This is a genomic window from Vibrio methylphosphonaticus, assembly GCF_023634655.1.
GTDB lineage: Bacteria > Pseudomonadota > Gammaproteobacteria > Enterobacterales > Vibrionaceae > Vibrio > Vibrio methylphosphonaticus.
The window spans coordinates 267,822-286,439 of sequence record NZ_JAMKMS010000003.1 but is presented as its reverse complement, the minus strand read 5'-3'; the positions used below and the strand labels follow the sequence as shown (position 1 = coordinate 286,439).

The 18,618-nt window shown below is 43.6% G+C and carries 22 protein-coding genes; 8 read left to right on the top strand and 14 right to left on the bottom strand.

What is annotated here, in order from left to right; translation table 11 throughout:
* Positions 1-69 precede the first annotated feature (69 nt).
* The 3 genes from M9196_RS05335 to pyrC all read right to left on the bottom strand — a co-directional run bounded on the left by M9196_RS05335 (position 70) and on the right by pyrC (position 2,281).
* Complete coding sequence (locus tag M9196_RS05335) at positions 70-513, bottom strand: acyl-CoA thioesterase (protein WP_250616490.1); 444 nt, start codon at positions 511-513, stop codon at positions 70-72.
* Positions 514-686: 173 nt separating this feature from the next.
* Positions 687-995, bottom strand: a complete 309-nt coding sequence (locus M9196_RS05330) for a DUF1289 domain-containing protein (protein ID WP_250616542.1) — start codon at positions 993-995, stop codon at positions 687-689.
* Between the two features lie 260 nt (positions 996-1,255).
* Positions 1,256-2,281: a dihydroorotase gene (pyrC, locus tag M9196_RS05325; protein ID WP_250616489.1), complete on the bottom strand. Its 1,026-nt coding sequence runs from the start codon at positions 2,279-2,281 to the stop codon at positions 1,256-1,258.
* Positions 2,282-2,470: 189 nt separating this feature from the next.
* Here pyrC and M9196_RS05320 point away from each other — a divergent pair, with 189 nt between their 5' ends.
* Positions 2,471-4,294: an MOSC N-terminal beta barrel domain-containing protein gene (locus tag M9196_RS05320; protein ID WP_250616488.1), complete on the top strand. Its 1,824-nt coding sequence runs from the start codon at positions 2,471-2,473 to the stop codon at positions 4,292-4,294.
* Between the two features lie 130 nt (positions 4,295-4,424).
* Here M9196_RS05320 and M9196_RS05315 read toward each other — a convergent pair whose 3' ends face one another.
* Positions 4,425-4,670: a YdcH family protein gene (locus M9196_RS05315; RefSeq protein ID WP_250616487.1), complete on the bottom strand. Its 246-nt coding sequence runs from the start codon at positions 4,668-4,670 to the stop codon at positions 4,425-4,427.
* 252 nt (positions 4,671-4,922) lie between these two features.
* Entirely contained in the window at positions 4,923-5,753 is an 831-nt protein-coding gene (gene nadE, locus M9196_RS05310) for an ammonia-dependent NAD(+) synthetase (RefSeq protein ID WP_250616486.1), read from the bottom strand.
* 117 nt (positions 5,754-5,870) lie between these two features.
* On the opposite strand from nadE, the gene M9196_RS05305 reads away from it, so the two are divergent.
* Both M9196_RS05305 and M9196_RS05300 read left to right on the top strand, forming a co-directional pair.
* Positions 5,871-6,383 carry a nicotinate-nicotinamide nucleotide adenylyltransferase gene (locus M9196_RS05305; RefSeq protein WP_250616485.1) on the top strand — a complete coding sequence of 171 codons (513 nt, stop codon included), beginning with the start codon at positions 5,871-5,873 and terminating at the stop codon, positions 6,381-6,383.
* A 31-nt stretch (positions 6,384-6,414) separates the two neighbouring features.
* Complete coding sequence (locus tag M9196_RS05300) at positions 6,415-6,909, top strand: hypothetical protein (protein WP_250616484.1); 495 nt, start codon at positions 6,415-6,417, stop codon at positions 6,907-6,909.
* 53 nt (positions 6,910-6,962) lie between these two features.
* On the opposite strand, the gene M9196_RS05295 is transcribed toward M9196_RS05300, so the two are convergent.
* Complete coding sequence (locus tag M9196_RS05295) at positions 6,963-7,580, bottom strand: AraC family transcriptional regulator (protein ID WP_250616483.1); 618 nt, start codon at positions 7,578-7,580, stop codon at positions 6,963-6,965.
* Between the two features lie 200 nt (positions 7,581-7,780).
* On the opposite strand from M9196_RS05295, the gene M9196_RS05290 reads away from it, so the two are divergent.
* Both M9196_RS05290 and M9196_RS05285 read left to right on the top strand, forming a co-directional pair.
* Positions 7,781-8,911 (top strand): 1-acyl-sn-glycerol-3-phosphate acyltransferase, encoded by a 1,131-nt coding sequence (locus M9196_RS05290; RefSeq protein ID WP_250616482.1) that lies wholly within the window; start codon positions 7,781-7,783, stop codon positions 8,909-8,911.
* A gap of 204 nt (positions 8,912-9,115) precedes the next feature.
* Positions 9,116-9,274 carry a hypothetical protein gene (locus M9196_RS05285; RefSeq protein WP_250616481.1) on the top strand — a complete coding sequence of 53 codons (159 nt, stop codon included), beginning with the start codon at positions 9,116-9,118 and terminating at the stop codon, positions 9,272-9,274.
* Positions 9,275-9,391: 117 nt separating this feature from the next.
* Here M9196_RS05285 and M9196_RS05280 read toward each other — a convergent pair whose 3' ends face one another.
* A complete protein-coding gene (locus M9196_RS05280; RefSeq protein WP_250616480.1) occupies positions 9,392-10,756 on the bottom strand; it encodes an MATE family efflux transporter in 1,365 nt (454 codons plus the stop codon).
* A gap of 439 nt (positions 10,757-11,195) precedes the next feature.
* On the opposite strand from M9196_RS05280, the gene M9196_RS05275 reads away from it, so the two are divergent.
* The gene (locus M9196_RS05275; RefSeq protein WP_250616479.1) at positions 11,196-11,597 is read left to right on the top strand and encodes a DUF4345 family protein; all 402 of its coding nucleotides are present in this window, start codon (positions 11,196-11,198) and stop codon (positions 11,595-11,597) included.
* A 126-nt stretch (positions 11,598-11,723) separates the two neighbouring features.
* Here M9196_RS05275 and M9196_RS05270 read toward each other — a convergent pair whose 3' ends face one another.
* Positions 11,724-11,882, bottom strand: coding sequence for a DUF3012 domain-containing protein (locus M9196_RS05270; protein WP_250616478.1), 159 nt, complete (start codon positions 11,880-11,882; stop codon positions 11,724-11,726).
* 367 nt (positions 11,883-12,249) lie between these two features.
* Here M9196_RS05270 and M9196_RS05265 point away from each other — a divergent pair, with 367 nt between their 5' ends.
* Positions 12,250-12,771, top strand: coding sequence for a hypothetical protein (locus M9196_RS05265; RefSeq protein WP_250616477.1), 522 nt, complete (start codon positions 12,250-12,252; stop codon positions 12,769-12,771).
* 133 nt (positions 12,772-12,904) lie between these two features.
* Here M9196_RS05265 and artM read toward each other — a convergent pair whose 3' ends face one another.
* The 4 genes from artM to artP all read right to left on the bottom strand — a co-directional run bounded on the left by artM (position 12,905) and on the right by artP (position 15,861).
* Positions 12,905-13,576 (bottom strand): arginine ABC transporter permease ArtM, encoded by a 672-nt coding sequence (gene artM, locus M9196_RS05260; RefSeq protein ID WP_250616476.1) that lies wholly within the window; start codon positions 13,574-13,576, stop codon positions 12,905-12,907.
* On the bottom strand, positions 13,573-14,265 hold the full coding sequence (gene artQ, locus M9196_RS05255) for an arginine ABC transporter permease ArtQ (protein WP_250616475.1): 693 nt from the start codon (positions 14,263-14,265) through the stop codon (positions 13,573-13,575). Before artQ ends, artM begins: the two co-directional genes overlap by 4 nt.
* Position 14,266: 1 nt before the next feature.
* A complete protein-coding gene (locus tag M9196_RS05250; RefSeq protein ID WP_250616474.1) occupies positions 14,267-14,998 on the bottom strand; it encodes a lysine/arginine/ornithine ABC transporter substrate-binding protein in 732 nt (243 codons plus the stop codon).
* Between the two features lie 134 nt (positions 14,999-15,132).
* A complete protein-coding gene (gene artP / locus M9196_RS05245) occupies positions 15,133-15,861 on the bottom strand; it encodes an arginine ABC transporter ATP-binding protein ArtP (protein WP_250616473.1) in 729 nt (242 codons plus the stop codon).
* 316 nt (positions 15,862-16,177) lie between these two features.
* Between artP and M9196_RS05240 the strand changes: the two genes are divergently transcribed.
* A complete protein-coding gene (locus tag M9196_RS05240; RefSeq protein WP_250616472.1) occupies positions 16,178-16,603 on the top strand; it encodes a septal ring lytic transglycosylase RlpA family protein in 426 nt (141 codons plus the stop codon).
* 287 nt (positions 16,604-16,890) lie between these two features.
* Here M9196_RS05240 and M9196_RS05235 read toward each other — a convergent pair whose 3' ends face one another.
* Both M9196_RS05235 and M9196_RS05230 read right to left on the bottom strand, forming a co-directional pair.
* Entirely contained in the window at positions 16,891-17,754 is an 864-nt protein-coding gene (locus M9196_RS05235) for an arginase family protein (RefSeq protein ID WP_250616471.1), read from the bottom strand.
* A 45-nt stretch (positions 17,755-17,799) separates the two neighbouring features.
* Positions 17,800-18,534 carry an IclR family transcriptional regulator gene (locus M9196_RS05230; RefSeq protein WP_250616470.1) on the bottom strand — a complete coding sequence of 245 codons (735 nt, stop codon included), beginning with the start codon at positions 18,532-18,534 and terminating at the stop codon, positions 17,800-17,802.
* Positions 18,535-18,618: the final 84 nt, after the last annotated feature.

The following is an 18,618-nucleotide window of genomic DNA, read 5'->3' as shown; positions in this document are numbered from 1 at the left end:
ACAGCAAGGGTGGCAAGGTGAGGATTCGGTAAGTAACCGTGTCTTAGTCATACCGCCACACGTCAAACACTATGTTGTCATCGATTTTTTGGGGTAAGTTTCCTCGATGGCGAGCATAAGCTTGTCTGGAATATTGGCTTTTCTATTGGTGGCGAAATCGAACATCACAATGGTCGCCGTGCCTGTGGTGGTCACTTTGTTCATTTTTTTACTGACGATTTGGTATTCCATCGTAAAACGATCAGATTCGACCTGAGTGATTCGTGAACCAATCAGTAAGGTATCAGGATAAGTGACGGGCAATCGATAGCGGCAATAAGTGTCACCTAATACGGGACCAACCTTCGTGACCGCCATGTCTTCCATAAGGTTTATATGGCTAAAGTACTCTAAGCGAGCCGTTTCAAAATAGCGAAAATACACGGCATTGTTGACGTGGTTTAACGCATCCATTTCACCCCATGCCACCGATATTTCAGTGATCACAGGGTAGTCCTTTAGTAGCTCTTCCATTGTTACCATACCTTGTTAAGTGGATTATTTACTCTAATTAGTAATTAACAAACTTGCAACAAGAGAAAGGGTAAAGTGCGTACTCAATTTGGGGATGGTATAGCGATTCATTTGAATCTTAAAGCCCAGCGATCGAGGTCCAACGCCTGAGGTCTAGAGAGTTGACCTGTACGTTATTTAATGGGAAGTGCCGATAAACATTGACGACACAAACAGCGAGTAGAGGTGGTAAGTGATGACGTATCACGTTTTTCTATCTCGAAGCACCAACAGCTGTCATTGCCAGCAGATATTTCACAATAGGCGGGCTCGCCGCACTGTTCGCATTGGTGTGTGGATTCCACGCCCGAAATTTGTTCCATCTTTTGCTGGCGACTGTCATTCGTGAGGTGTCGCCAATCGGAAAGTTCGTTCATGGTGCGATGGCAACCACTGCATATTCCGCCGTTATTCTTGCATGCGGCTCTGCAAGGGGTGTGAATGGCTATATTCTCCGTCATTGATCGTTCCCTTATTTGCCTTTTAGTGAGGTGTTGAAATGGTCAGTAAAAAAGAGAAACGCCCCATTTATTAGGGGCGTTTCTTAACGGGTACTCAGTGCCTATCTTGATAAATAACCAATATATGGTGACTTAATATTGACTAGCTCATTATTTATGGTGCCCGATATTTCTAGCGCTCAATCGCTATCACACGCAATTTCTATCGTACCCGTTATCTTTAGTACTTATAAGCGAGGCACTTATTTTACTTTCCAGACAATTTGTTCGCCAGCGCGAATTGGAACTACGATGTCTTGGCCAAACGGCATGGTTGCTGGTACATCCCATGGTGCTTTTTCTAGCGTGATGGTATCAGTGTTACGTGGAAGGTTGTAAAAATCAGGGCCATTATGGCTAGCAAACGCTTCAAGGTTTTCTAGCTTACCTTCTTGCTCAAACACTTCCGTGTAAAGTTCGACAGCAGCGTGCGCCGTATAAGAACCCGCGCAACCACATGCCGCTTCTTTCATACCTTTAGCATGCGGCGCAGAGTCTGTGCCGAGGAAAAATTTCTTACTTCCACTCGTTGCAGCCTCAACAAGCGCTTGCTGGTGTGAGCCACGCTTTAAAATCGGCAGGCAATAAAAGTGTGGTTTGATGCCGCCAACCAGCATGTGGTTGCGGTTGTATAAAAGGTGGTGAGCAGTAATCGTTGCAGCGACATTGTCGTTTGCGTTCTTCACAAAGTTAGCGGCGTCAGCAGTCGTGATATGCTCAAGGACGATTTTCAAGTTTGGGAAGTCGTTAACAACGGGTGCTAAAACGGTTTCAAGGAACTCTTTCTCACGATCAAAGATGTCGATGTCATGTGTCGTCACTTCACCGTGAACCAAAAGCAACATACCTACTTCTTCCATGGCTTCCAATGTGGCGTAGACATTTTTCGCCGACGTAACGCCAGAATCAGAGTTAGTGGTGGCACCAGCAGGATAGAGTTTCGCGGCGACGACACCAGCAGCTTTAGCTTTGCGAATCTCGTCTGGGGAAGTGTTGTCAGTAAGATAAAGCGCCATTAGTGGCTCAAATTGCTCTGAAGGCTGCTCGGCCATGATGCGCGCTTTGTAAGCAAGGGCCATTTCTGTATCGGTGACGGGTGGGATGGTATTTGGCATGATCAATGCGCGGCCATTGTAGCGGCTAATGTCGCGAACGGTATCTTTCAGAACTTCGCCATCGCGAAGGTGAACGTGCCAGTCATCAGGACGAGTAATAGTCAATGTAGTCATTTCGGCTCCCACCAAGGTTAATTGTGCTTGAAACGGAGCCTAAATCGCAGCGAAAAGTGTGAATGCAAACGCTTACGTTTAGGCGACAGGATGATAGTGGAATTCGAGTAAGATTTCACTAAGTTTCTGGGACTGCGCCATAAAAGGCGATAAGATTGCTTTAAAAGATAATGCTCAAAGGAAGAAATCGTGACTGAAACAGCTCAATTGTCCCAAATTAATATTTACCCTGCCAAGTCGGTAGCGGGTATTGCTTTGTCATCGTCGTGGGTTGAATTACAAGGCCTTTCGTTTGACCGACGATTTATGGTGGCGTTAGCTGATGGCAATATGGTGACGGCGAGAAAGCACCCGAACATGGTCAAGGTTTCTTCTAGCATTATTCCGTCTGGGATTGTGTTTACTTACCCTGGACAACCACCACTCAAGCTCGAATACACACATTTCAAAATGCAAGAAGCGTCGGCACAAGTGTGGAGTGATAAGTTTACCGCTTACACAACAAGTGATGCCGCTGATGATTGGTTTAGCCAAGTGCTTGGGCAACGCGTAGAACTGCTCTATACCGGTGAACAATCCAATCGCATTCGTGAAAAAATTGGCCACAATGTCAGCTTTGCTGATGGCTATCCGTTGCTAGTTATTAGCACTGGCTCGTTGGCGGCACTTAACGCCCGTAGCTCTGAAGTGCACAGTATGGATCAGTTCCGTACCAATCTGGTGGTTCAATCTGATGAAGCGTTTATTGAAGACTCTTGGAAACGCATCAAAATAGGTGAAGTTGAATTTGAGGCGGTTAAACCGTGTGAGCGTTGCGTATTGACCACGGTAGATGTTGAGAAAGGGGAGTTCAGGGCAAGCAAAGAGCCGTTGACGACGTTTTCTCGTTTTAGAGCGAATGAACGCGGTGGTGTATTCTTTGGTCAGAATTTAGTCGCTAAGAATGAAGGCATGATTCGTGTCGATGACGTCATTGAAGTATTGGAATATAAAGAAAAGGAAGAGTATCTCGATCTTGATGCTAGCAAACAGACGTTTGTTTGCGTGGAAAGAGAGCATGTCGCCAAAAATTTTGAGACGTTCTGGTTAGAGCCACAGCAGGGTGAGTTACCCAAGTATAAAGCGGGTCAGCATTTACCCATTGAGTTATCTATCGATGGTACGCTGACTAAACGTTTATATACCTTGTCTTCGTCACCCAGTCGCCCTGGGCGGTTAGCAATATCGGTAAAACGCTTGGACAGTGGGGAAGTCTCTAATTGGCTTTTTGAGCACCTCCAAGTAGGTGATACTCTCGTTGCCGATACGCCCAATGGTAACTTTCATCTTAATAATGATGAGCACCAACCATTATTGCTACTCTCTGCTGGCAGTGGTGTGACCCCTATGATGTCTATGTTGAGAGATCTCAGTGATAGAGAGGAGATCAACGATGTTGTCTTTTACCACCAGTGTTCAACGTCGGAGGATATTCCATTTAAGCAAGAGCTAGAAGAGCTGGCCAGTAAACATCAAGCCTTAAAGGTCGATATTGCACTTACACAACCAGGTAGAAGCTGGGAAGGGCGAGTCGGGCGTTTGAGCTTAGCGCATTTAGCATCAGTGGCAGACGTGGCCACACGCCAAGTCTTTGTTTGTGGGCCAGATGGCTTCATGCAGTCAGCCAAGACGTTACTTATGTCATTGGGGGTGCCAGTGACGAACTATCACCAAGAAGCATTCGGTCTGAATACTTCCATGACGGAACCTGAAAAACAGCTACAAATTTCATTTGATGGCAAGGCGTTTTCTGGTAGTAATCAGCAAAATTTATTAGAACAAGCAGAAGATGCAGGTATTAACATTGCGTATTCATGTCGAGCTGGATTTTGCGGGGCCTGTAAGGTAAAAGTGGACAGCGGTTTGGTCCATCAACCAGACGTACCAGCAATTCAAGATCATGAAGTCGCGGAAGGTAAAGTGCTGGCGTGTTGTGCGATACCCAAAACAGACGTTGTTTTGTCTAGCTGCTAACGTATTGCACTATGCCGCTGTAACGCGGAAATTTAAGTGATATAAAAAAGGGAAGTGTCATGCTTCCCTTTTTGATGTGTGTAACTATTTGATTTATTTAATTATCTAACGCTGCCCATCATTCGTTAGTCTAGTTTTCTTGGTCAACCAAATGTTTATGCAGCACATCCTTTAATACAGCGCGCTCATGTTTTAGTTGGTGCATCGCGGCGTCATCGATAGGCGCCCCATTAAGTTCTAGTACTCGAATTTCCTTATCTAACGCATCGTATTTTTTTGTTGTAGCAGCGAAAGATTCATTGCTTTTCATCAGATCTAGGATGGCATCTTGAAAATCTGGAAACTCTTTCAGAAGAGAATGGTTTTCACCTAACATAGTTACCCCTTATGTGTTGATCAATTAAGGCTAAAAGCAGTCGCTAATGCGCGTAATGTATGGTCACAATGACTAGGTGCACGTTAGCTTACTATAAACATGGCACAAGAATAGGGTTACGCAATATTACAAGGTAAAGGAAGGCAAAATTGTTGAGCTAAATCACGATGAAAATGAGCTAGCGGTGTAAAGGTAAAAGTTAAGCCAGTGAGAGCCCTCATTGGCTTAACTAGATAAGGGTTAGCGGAGAAACTAATCGTAAAGCGTTGGAATAGGCTCACGCTTATGCTGTGTCGCTTTGTAGATAGCAACGAGGCGATCAGATACATCTTTAGCCACGGGTTTGCCTTCTAAGAAGTCGTCAATTTGCTCGTAAGACAGATTAAGTGCATCCTCATCTGCTTTTTGCGGAGCAAGCTCTTCTAAATCAGCTGTTGGTACCTTTTTAACAAGGAGTTCTGGCGCACCTAAGCAAGCCGCAACTTCACGAACTTGGCGTTTGTTGAGCCCAAATAATGGTGCCATGTCACAAGCGCCATCACCGAACTTAGTATAAAAACCAGTAATGTTTTCGGCGGAGTGGTCGGTGCCCAGTACGAGCGCACCCACATACCCTGCGATTTCATATTGAGCCACCATACGGGCGCGCGCTTTAACGTTGCCTTTCACGAAGTCAACTTTGGCTTTGTCGGTTGGCAATAATCCAGTACCTTCAAGCGCGACGTGCGATGCCGCATGTAAGCCATCGACCCCTGCTTTAATGTTGACAGAGACTGAATGTGTAGGCTCGATAAACGATAAAGCAAGTTGCGCTTCATCTTCATCTTTTTGATCTCCGTACGGTAGGCGTACAGCAATAAATTGATAGTCAGATGAACCGGAATGAACATTTAATTCATTGACGGCGAGCTGAGCCAGTCGTCCACATGTGGTTGAATCAACACCGCCGCTGATTCCTAATACAAGCGCTTTGCAGCCTGAACTGAGTAACTTGGATTTAATAAACTCTACACGACGCTCTACTTCAAATTGTGGGTCAATTGAGGGTAGCACACGCATTTCATCCCGAATAAGTTGTTCCATTAGCGTTCCTTTTCCTGCAAGCAAGTTGAATTGTTTCTATGATACCTACGAAAAGTGATGAAAAACAGTTACAGTAGCCGAGAAAATAACGAAGATAGTGAAACAAGCAGGACATTCATGACAAAGATTGCAATATTTGGCAGCGCTTTTAATCCACCTAGTCTAGGACATCAGAGTGTCATTCAATCACTTGAGCATTATGATAAAGTTCTCTTAGTGCCGAGTATTTCCCACGCTTGGGGTAAGACAATGCTCGACTACGCCAAGCGATGTGAATTAGTTGACTTATTTATTGCAGATATGAATCAAACAAACGTGGAGCGCTCTTGCATTGAAGAGTCTTTGCTTGAACCTAATGCTTCTGTGACCACCTACGCCGTTCTTAACGCTATTCAAGAGCAATACCCAACGGCGGAATTAACGTTTGTATTAGGTCCAGATAATTTGTTTAGTTTTGGGCGATTTCATAACGCTAAAGAGATCGCTGAGCGTTGGTCCGTTTTAGCTTGTCCGGAGCGTGTAAAAGTCCGGTCGACACAAATTCGTGAGCATTTACAACAAGGATTGAATGTAGATCACTTAACCACAACATCTGTTGCTAAACATTTATCGTTAAGTCCGCTATATTAGTAAAGATAATAAAACGGATTTTAATATAAAAATGAAAGCAACGTTGTGCAGTATTGCTTTGTTAGTAGTGGTGAGTGCGCCAGATGCGCGTGCGTTTTGTAAAGACGAACAGCAGCACTCCGTCGTGTTTAAAGTGACGGAGGAAGAGTCGTTTTGTACTCTAGTAACTAAGCCATTTAATTATATCGGTACTCAAGTCGTGACACTTGGGGGGCTTATCGAGCCTGAAAACCCACTAGGTGCATTGCAAGATTCTTATTGGGATGAATGGCTGTTGAACCAAGAGTCGGAACCAGTGCTTACCGGGCGTTATGAAAGCAGTTTTGTTGGAATAGGACTTTGGGCTCCACCCGACATCGTAAGAAAAAAAGATGAAATGTCGATGCAAGAGTGGCTCATGTCGCAAGGGTTGCATTTTGGCGTTGGTTTTGGCGAAAAAGGCAAAGAGCCTCGATTACGTTTAGATTATCGCTGGCATGAAGAGTATCAAGGCGACATGATGATGCAGGTTGAAGTGCCGTTTTAACCAGTAAGTTGAGTTTTGACGTTATTAAATAAAGCGAGCCTAGGGCTCGCTTTTTAGATCGATTCACCGAGTAATGAATGATAGAGCTGGGTAAATTGTGCTTCGTTGTTGCCAAATAGCGCCGCGCAAATTTTGTCGGATTTGATGCCTGATAACTTCATTTTTCTTGCTTCACGTACTCGCAGTATGAGCGCTAACTCACCAGTAAGGTCAGTTGAGTCTGGAGTCCATTGGGATACTTGTTGGCTCTCTAACGACAGACTCAGTTTGGGATGTGTTCGAAGTAAATCATGCTTAACAACCGTGAGTAAATCTAAGTGTAAGTCATCCCTTTTCTCGCTGTGAGCCCATTCTACGCGAAGCCTATCAATAACTGCTGTCATTAATGGAGTGAGTGAGACTTGTCCCGCTTTGTTGGGGAACGGATCAGATAATCGAACCGACAGCCTGATACTATTTACATGACTGCCCGGCAAAATGGTCAAGCTCGATAAACAATCAAATGGAAGCCAAAAGGCATCACCTGCATTGTAGACGTACTCATTTTTGCCGAGTTTCAACAGGACTTTCCCGCTCTCAACACGAAATAATTGATTATGGAGAGATTTTTTACGAGGAGTAATGGTCAACAACTCATAATGAGTAGATTGGAACTCAATAGCGTGGTTCATGATTCACTTCATTTGGCTAAACTGCGCATAGATTAACGTGACTCCTTATTAAAGCCAACCATAGATCATGGTTTTGTATGAATGAAAATGAACATTACTGTACAATAGTGGTCTGACCTTATCAGAAATAGACTTAAGATAGCTGCGGTCTTTAGAGTCTCAGCGTAGAATAGTGCAGCTTTTAATTTGATGTAGCCATAATGACTAACAATACAGACCCATATATTGACATTCGTCCTTACAATGACGAAGAAATTCCAGCGGCGATCGATCGCTTGATCAATGACGCTGAGTTCATTGACGCGATTCTACACCATCGCTTTTCTAATCATGCGCCTTGGTTTAAGGCATTGATGAGTCCTATCCTTAAAGTGTACTTAAAGTTTAAGTGGGCGAAGTTTGATAGCGTTGAAGCGATTCAGATGGAAGTGAAAAAATACCTCACGAAAACTTTGAAGGCGACCACCGAGGGCGTCACGTTTAAGGGCCTGGATAAGCTGGATAAAAATACCGCTTATCTGTTTGTGTCTAACCACCGTGATATTGCGATGGATCCGGCTCTAGTGAACTATGGTTTGCATCAGAGTAAACACCGAACAGTGCGTATTGCTATTGGTGATAATCTGCTTAAGAAACCATGCGCCACTGAACTTATGCGCTTAAACAAGAGCTTTATTGTTAAGCGATCGGTGAAAGGACCGCGTGAGATGATGAAGGCACTCGGAACGCTATCGTCATACATTAAACATTCTTTAGATACTGAGAACTCAATCTGGATTGCACAAAAAGAAGGTCGAGCCAAAGATGGCAATGACTTTACTGATCCAGCTATCCTTAAAATGTTCCACGTTGAAGGGCGTAAACAGAAAACGCCGTTTGCTGAATACATTCGTTCGCTACGAATTGTACCGGTGTCGATTTCTTATGAGAACGACCCGTGTGACACCGCGAAGGCGAATGAGCTGTTTGAGAAAGCAGAGCATGGCAGCTACGAAAAAGGCGAGTTTGAAGATATCGAAAGCATTGTTCAGGGCATTATTGGACGCAAAGGGCGTATTCAGGTTGTGTTTGGTGATGTTATTGACCAAAACTTTGAAACACCAGATGCGTTAGCGGCTGAAATTGATCGTCAAATTCATGAAAACTATACCTTATTTCCGATCAACATGTTGGCCGCTGGGTGTGAAGATGAGTCGATCACCCACAAAACAAGAGATACGCTACAAACCAAACTGGATGAATTACCTGAAGGCGCTCACGCATATCTAATGGATAGCTATGCGAATCCGGTTAAAAATGTGATTAAAGAACGAGAAAACCAGTCTGCTTAAGACTCGTCGTGTTGAATGAACTAATCACCGCTCTTAATGAGCGGTTTTTTTTAAAAGTTTTACGACCTATAAGAGCCTCTGATAGTCATCACACCAGAACCTCTCCCTTATTTTACGGTTTTCTTGCAAAATTGTTTGACGTGAATCACACTCTAAGTAGAATTCGTTTCAGCTGTAATATCACTACCATCGTAAGGGGACCTCATGAACTCAGCATTTATCTCTATGCTTAATCCAGACAAGGCGCAAGTAAAAGCGTCAAAATCATCAACGTCAACAAAAGCAGACATCGCGACCATTGCTTTAATGTATTTAGCAACGACTGCTGTGATCGTGCTTCTTACGACGATTTGGGTTCAATAATCTGAGATAGTAGATAGTAGATAGTAGATAGTAGATAGTAGATAGTAGATATCAGTTGTTCAGCAAAGCCAAACGGCGCAATGTCAGCGTCGGCTTTGAATGGAACCGTGTTGTATTTTACCCTTTCTGTTCTGTCAGGTTATTCGCCCAATTGTTACCAAACACTCGCCATGCCGCAGGAAATACTTTCACCAGTTCTTCAGACACCATCATCAAAAGTACAATGGTGAATGGCCAATCAAATATAATCGCCCCAAGCGCTGTCATCGGTACTGCCCATAACCACTGACAAACAAAATCCATATTCATACAGAATTTACTATCGCCTCCACTGCGCAATATGCCAACAATCAGCGTAATATTGATCGTGCGCATAAAAATACTCATAGCGATGACCGGAAAGCTAAGAGTCATTAATATTGTGACTTCTGCAGATACTGCACCATACAGCGTTAATATGACTGTTTGCATGCCGAGCAATGCGACGCCCAATATAGACCCGAGTGTAACAGCACAGAGTAGCGCCCATCTAGCGTACAAACGGGTGACCTCAAAAAGGTTTGCACCCAAAGCATGACCTATCATAATAGCGACTGCACTGGCGAGGCCATGAGCCGCGGATAACCCGAGAGACTCTAGTGGGGTGATGATCGCCATCGTGGCGAGTTCAGTTTCTCCCATCCGTCCGAGGATGAGGTGAAAAGTAAAGATCCCAGCACACCAAATGAAGGTCCCGATGATGATGGGATAGGTAATGCGAATAAAGGGCGTAACGAGTTCACGCTTTAGTGCATGTGCGAAGTGAAGACCGTTCAAAATGAGTATTGGGAAACGAAAGTAAATAGTGATCAACGCAATGAGCAAACGGATCCCTCTAGCCATTACAGTACCAATGCCTGCGCCAAGGAGCCCAAGCTGCGGAGCGCCAAAGTGACCAAATATCAGAACGTAGTTGAAAATGATATTTAGAGCTATCTCGACAATGGAAAAATACAGGTTAATTTTAGTTTTCCCAATGGAGCGCAATGCGGTATCAACCGATAGGGCTATACCAGAAAATAATAATGTGATTCCAAGCAATTGTACGTACTGCTGAGACAGTAACAGCGTCTCTGAAGAGGGATTAAATAAGCTGGGTAATAAACTGGGAAAGAAAAAGCACATTACGAAGCAACTAATGGCAAAAAATTGTGCCACTATCGTTCCAAGTGCAAAGTTGGTTTTAAACCCATCGGTGTCTTCAGCCCCCCAATACTGCGCCAGTAATATCCCCATCCCAGAGCTGAGGCCCCACAGGAAAACAATAGAGACCCAAAATATTCGAGCGCCGATCCCTGCGGCTGCAACTTCTTCTGTGCCAAGTTGGCTAATCATCAAGGTGTCAATGAACCCCAAGCTACTAAAGAGTAAGCTTTGCAGTGCAATGGGAAGCCCGAGCATCGTTACTCTCTTGATAAAGGTTTGAAATGTTACTTGTTCCATTGACGATCCTTAGACGATAACGAGTACTCACACAAAGATTGGAGGCTAGATCCTTGTACGTTGCTAATTATTGGTTCGTTATTTATTCGTTTGTTACTTGATGATAACTAAGTGTGTAGTGGTACGGTGACCACGGTAGCGGGTTTACCCCATTAGCTCAAATTTTATACTGCTTTAACGCTATGAACTGAATCGCATTTTTTAACTCTTAATGACACAGAAGTGATGCTGACGGCGCTATAGGTAAAAGTTATAGGTAAAAGCTATAAGTGCAAATAGGCGACGACGTTAACTGACTTACACTAAGGAGATCTTTTGCCTCAGAAATGAGTCTTCGGCATTATTATTTGGAAATGACGGCAATCTGGGTAATTCAAGCTATCAGATTATCCTATCTGCATTACGCTTAGTGATGAGCATGTAATTAATGGGCGGCGTTATGTTTCAAGCAAAACTAATGGTTTGGTTGACCATCATTGTATTTGTTATTTTTGGTGCACTATTTGTTGTTTCACCGAGTGTGATGTTTGAAAGGGTAACCGATACCGAGATCACGTCGACTTCCGGTAAGATCGACATCAGCGCAATGTATGGCGGCTTGTCCATTGCGATCGGGGTGATACTGGCAAAACTGGTGTTAACTCATGATACGTTAAGAACGGCAGTGCTTGCTGCGTCGTGGATTGCCGGATTGATGGCGCTTACACGCGGGCTAGCTATAGCGGTAGTGCATAATCCAAATGAGACAATGTGGTTGTATTTTTCTACAGAGCTCTTTTTTACGATGTGGGGATTGTTTATTCTGCGTAAGCTGCGTTCACGACGGTTTTATTTTAAATAATAGGTACAAGGTAACAGGCAATTATGGTGAGCATGCGACTGGAGATGTGTCGGTTTTATATTATTAATTGGATTAGGGCGAGTTAGACTTTACAGAATCCCGCCTGAATTAAACTACCGGAGGAATCTATTTAAAAATACAGTGCTTTGCGTAATCGCTGGCTTCGTTTGCTGTCCAGTCACCTTTAGGCTTTTCTTTCATATCCTGACACCAGGTTTCACTGCCAACCTCAGTACAAGCTATCAGAGAGCTGGTTATGAATAACATTAAAAGGATTTTCTTCATGGTTACTTCCCTTGTGCGTAATTTAATGGCGCCAGTTTATCGAAATAATCGCAACATTGTCACAGAAACTTGTGACAATCACCTTTGCTTAAATATTTGAGGCACGTAATGTTTAGCGCGCTAAAACCGATCAAGCGACTTGAGTCATGTCCCCATTTTATCTTGTCGTTTCTTTGATTAACAGCATGCTCGATAGCGTGTAATTAAGCGGTAGTATTAAAGCGTTTGGCGTATACGATATATCATGTTACAAATAGTAACGCCTTGTTTAAGAAGAAAAAGACAATTGTCTACAAATTGAGACGCACTTAATAGCCATCATTTCATTAAAATAGCGGCTGAAGCTAATTGAGATGCTACGAAAACAATGAGTACAACAATCAATACAATGAAAAGTAAAACCGTCAGGTGGATGTTTGCGGCAGTGATGGGCATGAGTACGGTTGCGGTTGCAGACGAAGCAGCGCCTGAAGTTGCTCAGACTAAAGCAGTTTCTTCTGATAATGCTCAAGAGAGTGACCCACTTAAAGGGAACTTTGACCTTACCTATGCAGGATGGACGGAGCATTTGACATCAACTGGACGAAATCAAGACAACTATATTGTGGGCTTTAGATACAAACAATTCGAAGCGTTTACATTGATTAATAGTTTCGATAATCGCTCATACATTGTTTCTTATCATCCTCAATATGACTGGAAATCTTGGGCGAGAATTGGCTTGAGAGTCGGTGGAATAAGTGGTTACTCCAAAGAGGACAATAGCGTTCAAATTGGCGGTATTACTCCTGTGTTCGCACCAACCATTACCTTTCACTATAGCCATTTCGGTTTTGAAACTGCCCTGTATACCGACGTATTGGTGTTTAGCCTTAAGTTAATGATTTAATATATAAACACGCCGCCCCTTTGAACGAATCCTTAGGGGCGGCGTGTTTATATAATATCTTCCTTCGATTTTAACTAGGCTCTACTATCTCCAGATCCCCAACTCACGCATGTTTCGCTCATTCGGATTGATGTTAACGACTCGCTTCGAACGCAAGCGCTTGCTTTTCGACCTTTCTAAATAGCAGAGTAAGTAGGCCGTTTACGGCAAGATAGAATAATCCAGCGATGCCAAATACCGTTAACGTATCATAAGTTTGGGCATTAATGCGCTGCGCGTAGCCCATGATATCCATGATGGTGATTGTGCTGGCAAGGGAGGTTCCTTTAAAGACTAAGATCACTTCGTTCGAATACGCAGGAACTGCCCGACGTATAGCAAACGGAAGTAATACACCAAGCGTGGCTTTCATATCCATGCCTAATGCGCGGCAAGCTTGCCATTGACCATCAGGAATCGCGCGAAAAGCGCCTTTAAACAACTGGGTACTGTAGGCGGCCGTGTTAAGTGCGAGTGCTAGCATCGCACAAAACCATGGCTGACTTAGCCAATGCCACGCAACGCTTTCTCTAATCACCTCAAACTGCCCAGGCCCGTAGTACACCAAAAAGATTTGAATCAATAAAGGGGTACCAGTGAAAACGGTAATAATGCCACGGCTCAACCAATGGATGAGTGGGGTGCGAAGAATCAGGCTCAACGTCATAAGTAAGGCTAAAATACAGCCAACAAGCAATGAAGCGGCGGTAAGTTGTAAGCTCGTCATTAAACCTTCAAGCATTTGCCACACGTGTTGCTGATTCATGCGGTGACTCCTTTCTTTGATGCCGACATTTGTTGTATAGAAAACTTGTTGTCGATGCGCTTAACAGCTTGTTGTGTAATCAGTGTGATGGCCAAATAAATGGCAGCGGCGGTGGCGTACCATGTAAAGGCTTCGTGTGTTGCTGCTGAAGTCAGTTGTGCCTGTTTCATTAAGTCAGTGACACCAATTAGTGACACTAGCGCGGTATCTTTTAATAACACCAACCACTGATTGGTAAGGCCAGGAAGTGCATGTTTAACCGCTTGTGGCAAAATAATCTTGATGAAAGTACGAGAGCGACTCATACCCAGTGCACGTGCTGCCTCACTTTGCCCACTAGGAACGGCTTTCAATGCACCACGAATGGTTTGTGCCGCATAGGAAGCAAAAATCAATGACAGCGCAATCACACCGGAAAGAAACGGGCTTACCTCAATAAAATCACCAGTAATAAGAAACAGTACTTGTGTAGAACCAAAAAAAATAAAAAGTACGACTAATAGCTCTGGCAGCCCACGGATGATGGTGACAATGGCGGTGGTAGGCCAAGAGATTAGCTTCTTACGTGACATCTCACCACTGGCAAAAACGACAGCGAGAACCAACCCAACCAATAGGCTGACAAAGGCAAGCTGAACAGTGACCCAGCTTGCTTGAAGGAGTGAGGAGGAGTAGCCCGTTAGTCCCATATTACTTACCAAAGTACTTGTCAAAGATTGCTTGGTATTCGCCATTTTGTTTGACAGTGCTAAGTGCTGCATTCAATTGGTCAAGCAGCGCTTGGTTACCTTTGTTTACGGCAATACCAAAGCCGTTGCCAAAGTATTGTTGGTTGGTGATGGGTTCACCGACGTAAGTGAGCTTGTCATTTTTATCGAACCATTCAGCCACCACAGCAGTATCGCCAAATACTGAATCGATACGACCGTTTTGCATATCGATAAATGCGTCTTGGTAGCTCGCATAAGGTACAGCAGTGACATCGGTCATTTGCTCAAGCAGGTAGCTTTGATGTGTAGAGCCATTTTGTACGCCCACACGCTTGCCTTCAAGTGCGCTTTGGTTGGCGACTTTACCTTGCAGGGCAACAAATGCTGCTGAATTATCGTAGTAAGGCGCCGTAAAGATCACTTGTTGCTGGCGAGCCTCAGTGATGTCGATACCAGAGATAGCAGCGTCGTAACGCTTAAATTTTAGTGCTGGTATCAGGCTATCAAATGCTTGGTTGTGAAAGCTGCATTTTGCTTCAATTTGATTACAAAGCGCATTCGCTAAATCAACATCAAACCCTTGAATTTGGTTGTTTTCGTCTACGTACTCAAATGGTGCGTATGTCGCTTCCATAGCGAACTTAATTTCTTGTTGAGCTGCAGCGTTAGCAGAAACAAGGCCGATGATTGATGCTAATAGAACTTTTTTCATAATACTTCTCCAAGTGAGGCGAACCATGGCGGTGCCCTCGTTGATATATTGTCACCTTCGCGCTGCCGACTTGCTGCTAATCACTAGCGGTTGCGCCAATGAGTAGGGAGGTTAACGACAGTGTGGTGAGTGAATTAGTGTGTTAAGTACTCGGCAAAAGCTTGAGTCTTAGGCTGAGTAAACGAGGCGTTGGTCCCGTGTTCAACAATTCTTCCTTGTTCTAAATAAAGAACATGGCTGGCAATTTTCTTAGCAAAATCCACTTCGTGAGTCACAACGATCTGAGTGATCCCAGTACCGCTTAACTCATTGATGATATTTACAATTTGTGTTGTGATCTCTGGATCAAGTGCAGCAGTTGGTTCATCGAACAACAACACATCTGGCTTCATCATGAGTGCTCTTGCAATCGCAACCCTTTGTTGCTGACCTCCAGAAAGTTGCAATGGCCATGCATCGGCTTTATCTGCTAGCTGCAACGTTGCCAATATCTTTAATGCTTCTGCCTTCGCGTCTTCTTTATTCATGCCCACAACTTTGACGGGGGCTTCAATCAAATTATCCATGACTGAAAGGTGCGGCCACAAATTGTATTGCTGAAAGACCATGCCCACTTTTTTGCGCAGTGCTAAGCCCTGCTTTTCAGTAATAGTCGCGGTAAAATCAAAGGTGTGATCTGCGATGTCGAGCGTGCCATTATTCGCGGTTTCCAATAAATTCAGTACTCGGAGTAACGAACTTTTACCTGCACCACTTGGGCCAAGCAACACCAGAGTTTCACCTTGTTCACAGGTAAAACTGACGTCATGGAGAACTTGTGTCTCACCATAGGATTTGTTTACTTGCTTAACTTGAATTCTCATGCTGATTTACTGCATTAATAGTCACTAGGTATGTATACTACTCAAAGTGACATATTATGCAATAAAAATGTATAAAAATTTAATTTGTTAATATTATGTTTCGCATTTTGTTGTTTTTCCAGCGGTGTAAGCTGTAGTGGTGTTGTGCGTTATTTGAACGTGCGTAATGTGAGATTGAAGGCTAAAGTATAGAAAGACGTGGAGCACTGAATCGATTGAAGCGAAATTACCGACTACTGACACTGTATTGATGAACGTCTCTGCATAACCATGAATACTTAAAGAACACATTTAAGGAAAGTGACACTGCATTAACATGAAACCATTACCCATGATATCCACCGTTTTAGCATTAACGTTACTGGCGGGCTGCTCATCAAATTCGATCAACGCATCGCCTAAAACTCAAGAGTATGCCCAGAAACACCAACTTACTGGGCTTGCGTCTTGGTATGGCAGTCAGTTTCATGGCAGACTCACTGCCAGTGGAGAAAAGTATGATATGAGAGCGCTTACTGCCGCTCATAAAACGCTTCCCTTTGGCACGCTTGTTAGAGTCATTAACACCGATAACAACAAGAGTGTTGATGTGAAAATCAATGACCGAGGCCCTTATGTAAAAGGAAGAACCATCGATCTTTCTCAGAAAGCATTTGAGAAGGTGGGCAGCACCACGCAAGGTACGGTGCCCATCAGAATTGAGATTTTGGATGATAGTCGAACATTTAGATATAAGCACTAAGAAGAGTAAGTGAAGAGACTACATTAAGTCACAGGATTATATAAACTCAGGGAATATATAAACTTAGGAGATGATATAACGTCGATAGCGGCCTTTCGTTAGCGGCTATTATATGGTTGTCTTGCTGACTTCGCACTTGACTACAGGGGGAGACCACAATGCCTCCCTCTGTGGTTTATGGGTTTATAGGTTTATAGGTTTATAGGTATATAGGTTTTAGCGTCGGCGCGGTTAATGGCTAAAATGATAAAAAGCGACTGGGCATTTTACTTGATGAACATGCTTAGCTAATGAGAAAAATAATAAAAGTGACTCGCTTGCTCAACAATGAGCTGTGTTGATGCAGAGTAAATGTGTTCTTCTTTACAGCCGACAAGCTGGATCAACGTGGTTTTATTAGACGTCATACATTGACGCAGAACTCTGAGAACCATAGAGAGTTCGAGTTTTTGATTTTCGAGCTTCGACATGGTTTTTGAAATAGAAGGCAAGTCGATAGTGATGACCACTTTATCGCAATGATGCAGAAAACGTGCAACTTGAGATTTAATCATACCTTTGTTCCGATAGTTAACTTCACTCAACAGCGCCCAATCACATCCCATATCTTCGGCGTAATCTAACAGACTTTTGCTCGCCGTATTTGGGTCAATACCAATATGGAACGCTCGACATTCATTGTGTCGATTCAGAGCAAAATGGAGCATTGACCCAGTTTTTACTTCTAAGGTTTGATCCATTAAAAAATTTGCATTGATATTGATGAGGCCAATTTGCTCAGTGTCAACAATTAGACTTGGTAACAGGTTGAGAAGTGTTTCGTGGCAGTTGGTAATCACCATCGGCGTCGCATTGTGTGACAGGTGTTGAACAATCAGAGCATTCAACGCGCCATTTGCATACGGGCTTTCGAAGTAAGGCTTATCGGCGGAATAAACAGAAAGTAAAGGGAAATGGCCCACATTTCTCATTGAATGAGAATGACTTTGATCGCTTAGCCAGTCATAGGCCGTTTCTAAAAGCGATTCAGCGTCTTCAAATTCTATGTTACTGATCGGCTTTATTGATTCACAAACCGTAAAGATAGGCAGTTTGTGTTCAATAGTTGGATGGTAACGACTTTTCCATAATTGTTTGAAGACGCTTAACATAGTTATTAACCTGCGAGAAACTGAATCACTGTATAAGTGATTGGTTTACCTTTCTGGTGGCAGTGCTCGGGCCGCTTGTAATACGTGCAATATAAATCGGTCTTTATTGGCTTCGACTCGATACGCTGGAGCCATGATAGAGACCGCGCCTAGTAATTTACTTCCTTTCATAACAGGGGCACTGATACCGGTTACGCCAGGGTCAAATTCTGATGTACTGACAGCAAATCCTTGATGTCGAATGAGTGTTAGTTCTGCCATCCAACGATCAATATTGTCTTCTTCACCGAAATAACGAAGAATTTTTTCACAACGCGTTTCTGGTAGAAATGCGAGCATTACCTTAGATGAAGCGCCGCGCAACAAAGGTTGGCTTTGCCCACGTACATAGCTACAGCGAATAGCCTGTGCACTTTCTTGTAAGCTAACGCATAACGCACGATAGCCGACGGGCACCATGTATGCGGCCATTTCTCCAGTCTGTTTTTGCAAGCGACTCAGAATGCTTTCAATCGCCTCAGAGTTATGAGGGTTGGATTGATAGCTGTGCATGAGCATCAATGCTGCGGGTCCAACAATGAGTGTTTTGTCCTGCGTGCTTTCTTCTATTAAATTCCATTCTTTTAGCAACTTAATGTGACGATACAAACTGCTCAGCGGCACACCCATTTGCAAGCTGAGTGTCTTCGCTGACACGGGTATTTCTGAAAGCGCAACTTGCATCAGAAGCTGCAGAGGCTTCTCATTAACTTGATTGGTGGATCGCTGCGTGTTGTCCATATTAGTTATCTACTTTTCAGATCGTATGCGCAATTTATATTCCTATACAGTAAGAAAGGGAATATAAATTCGCATGTAGTTTCT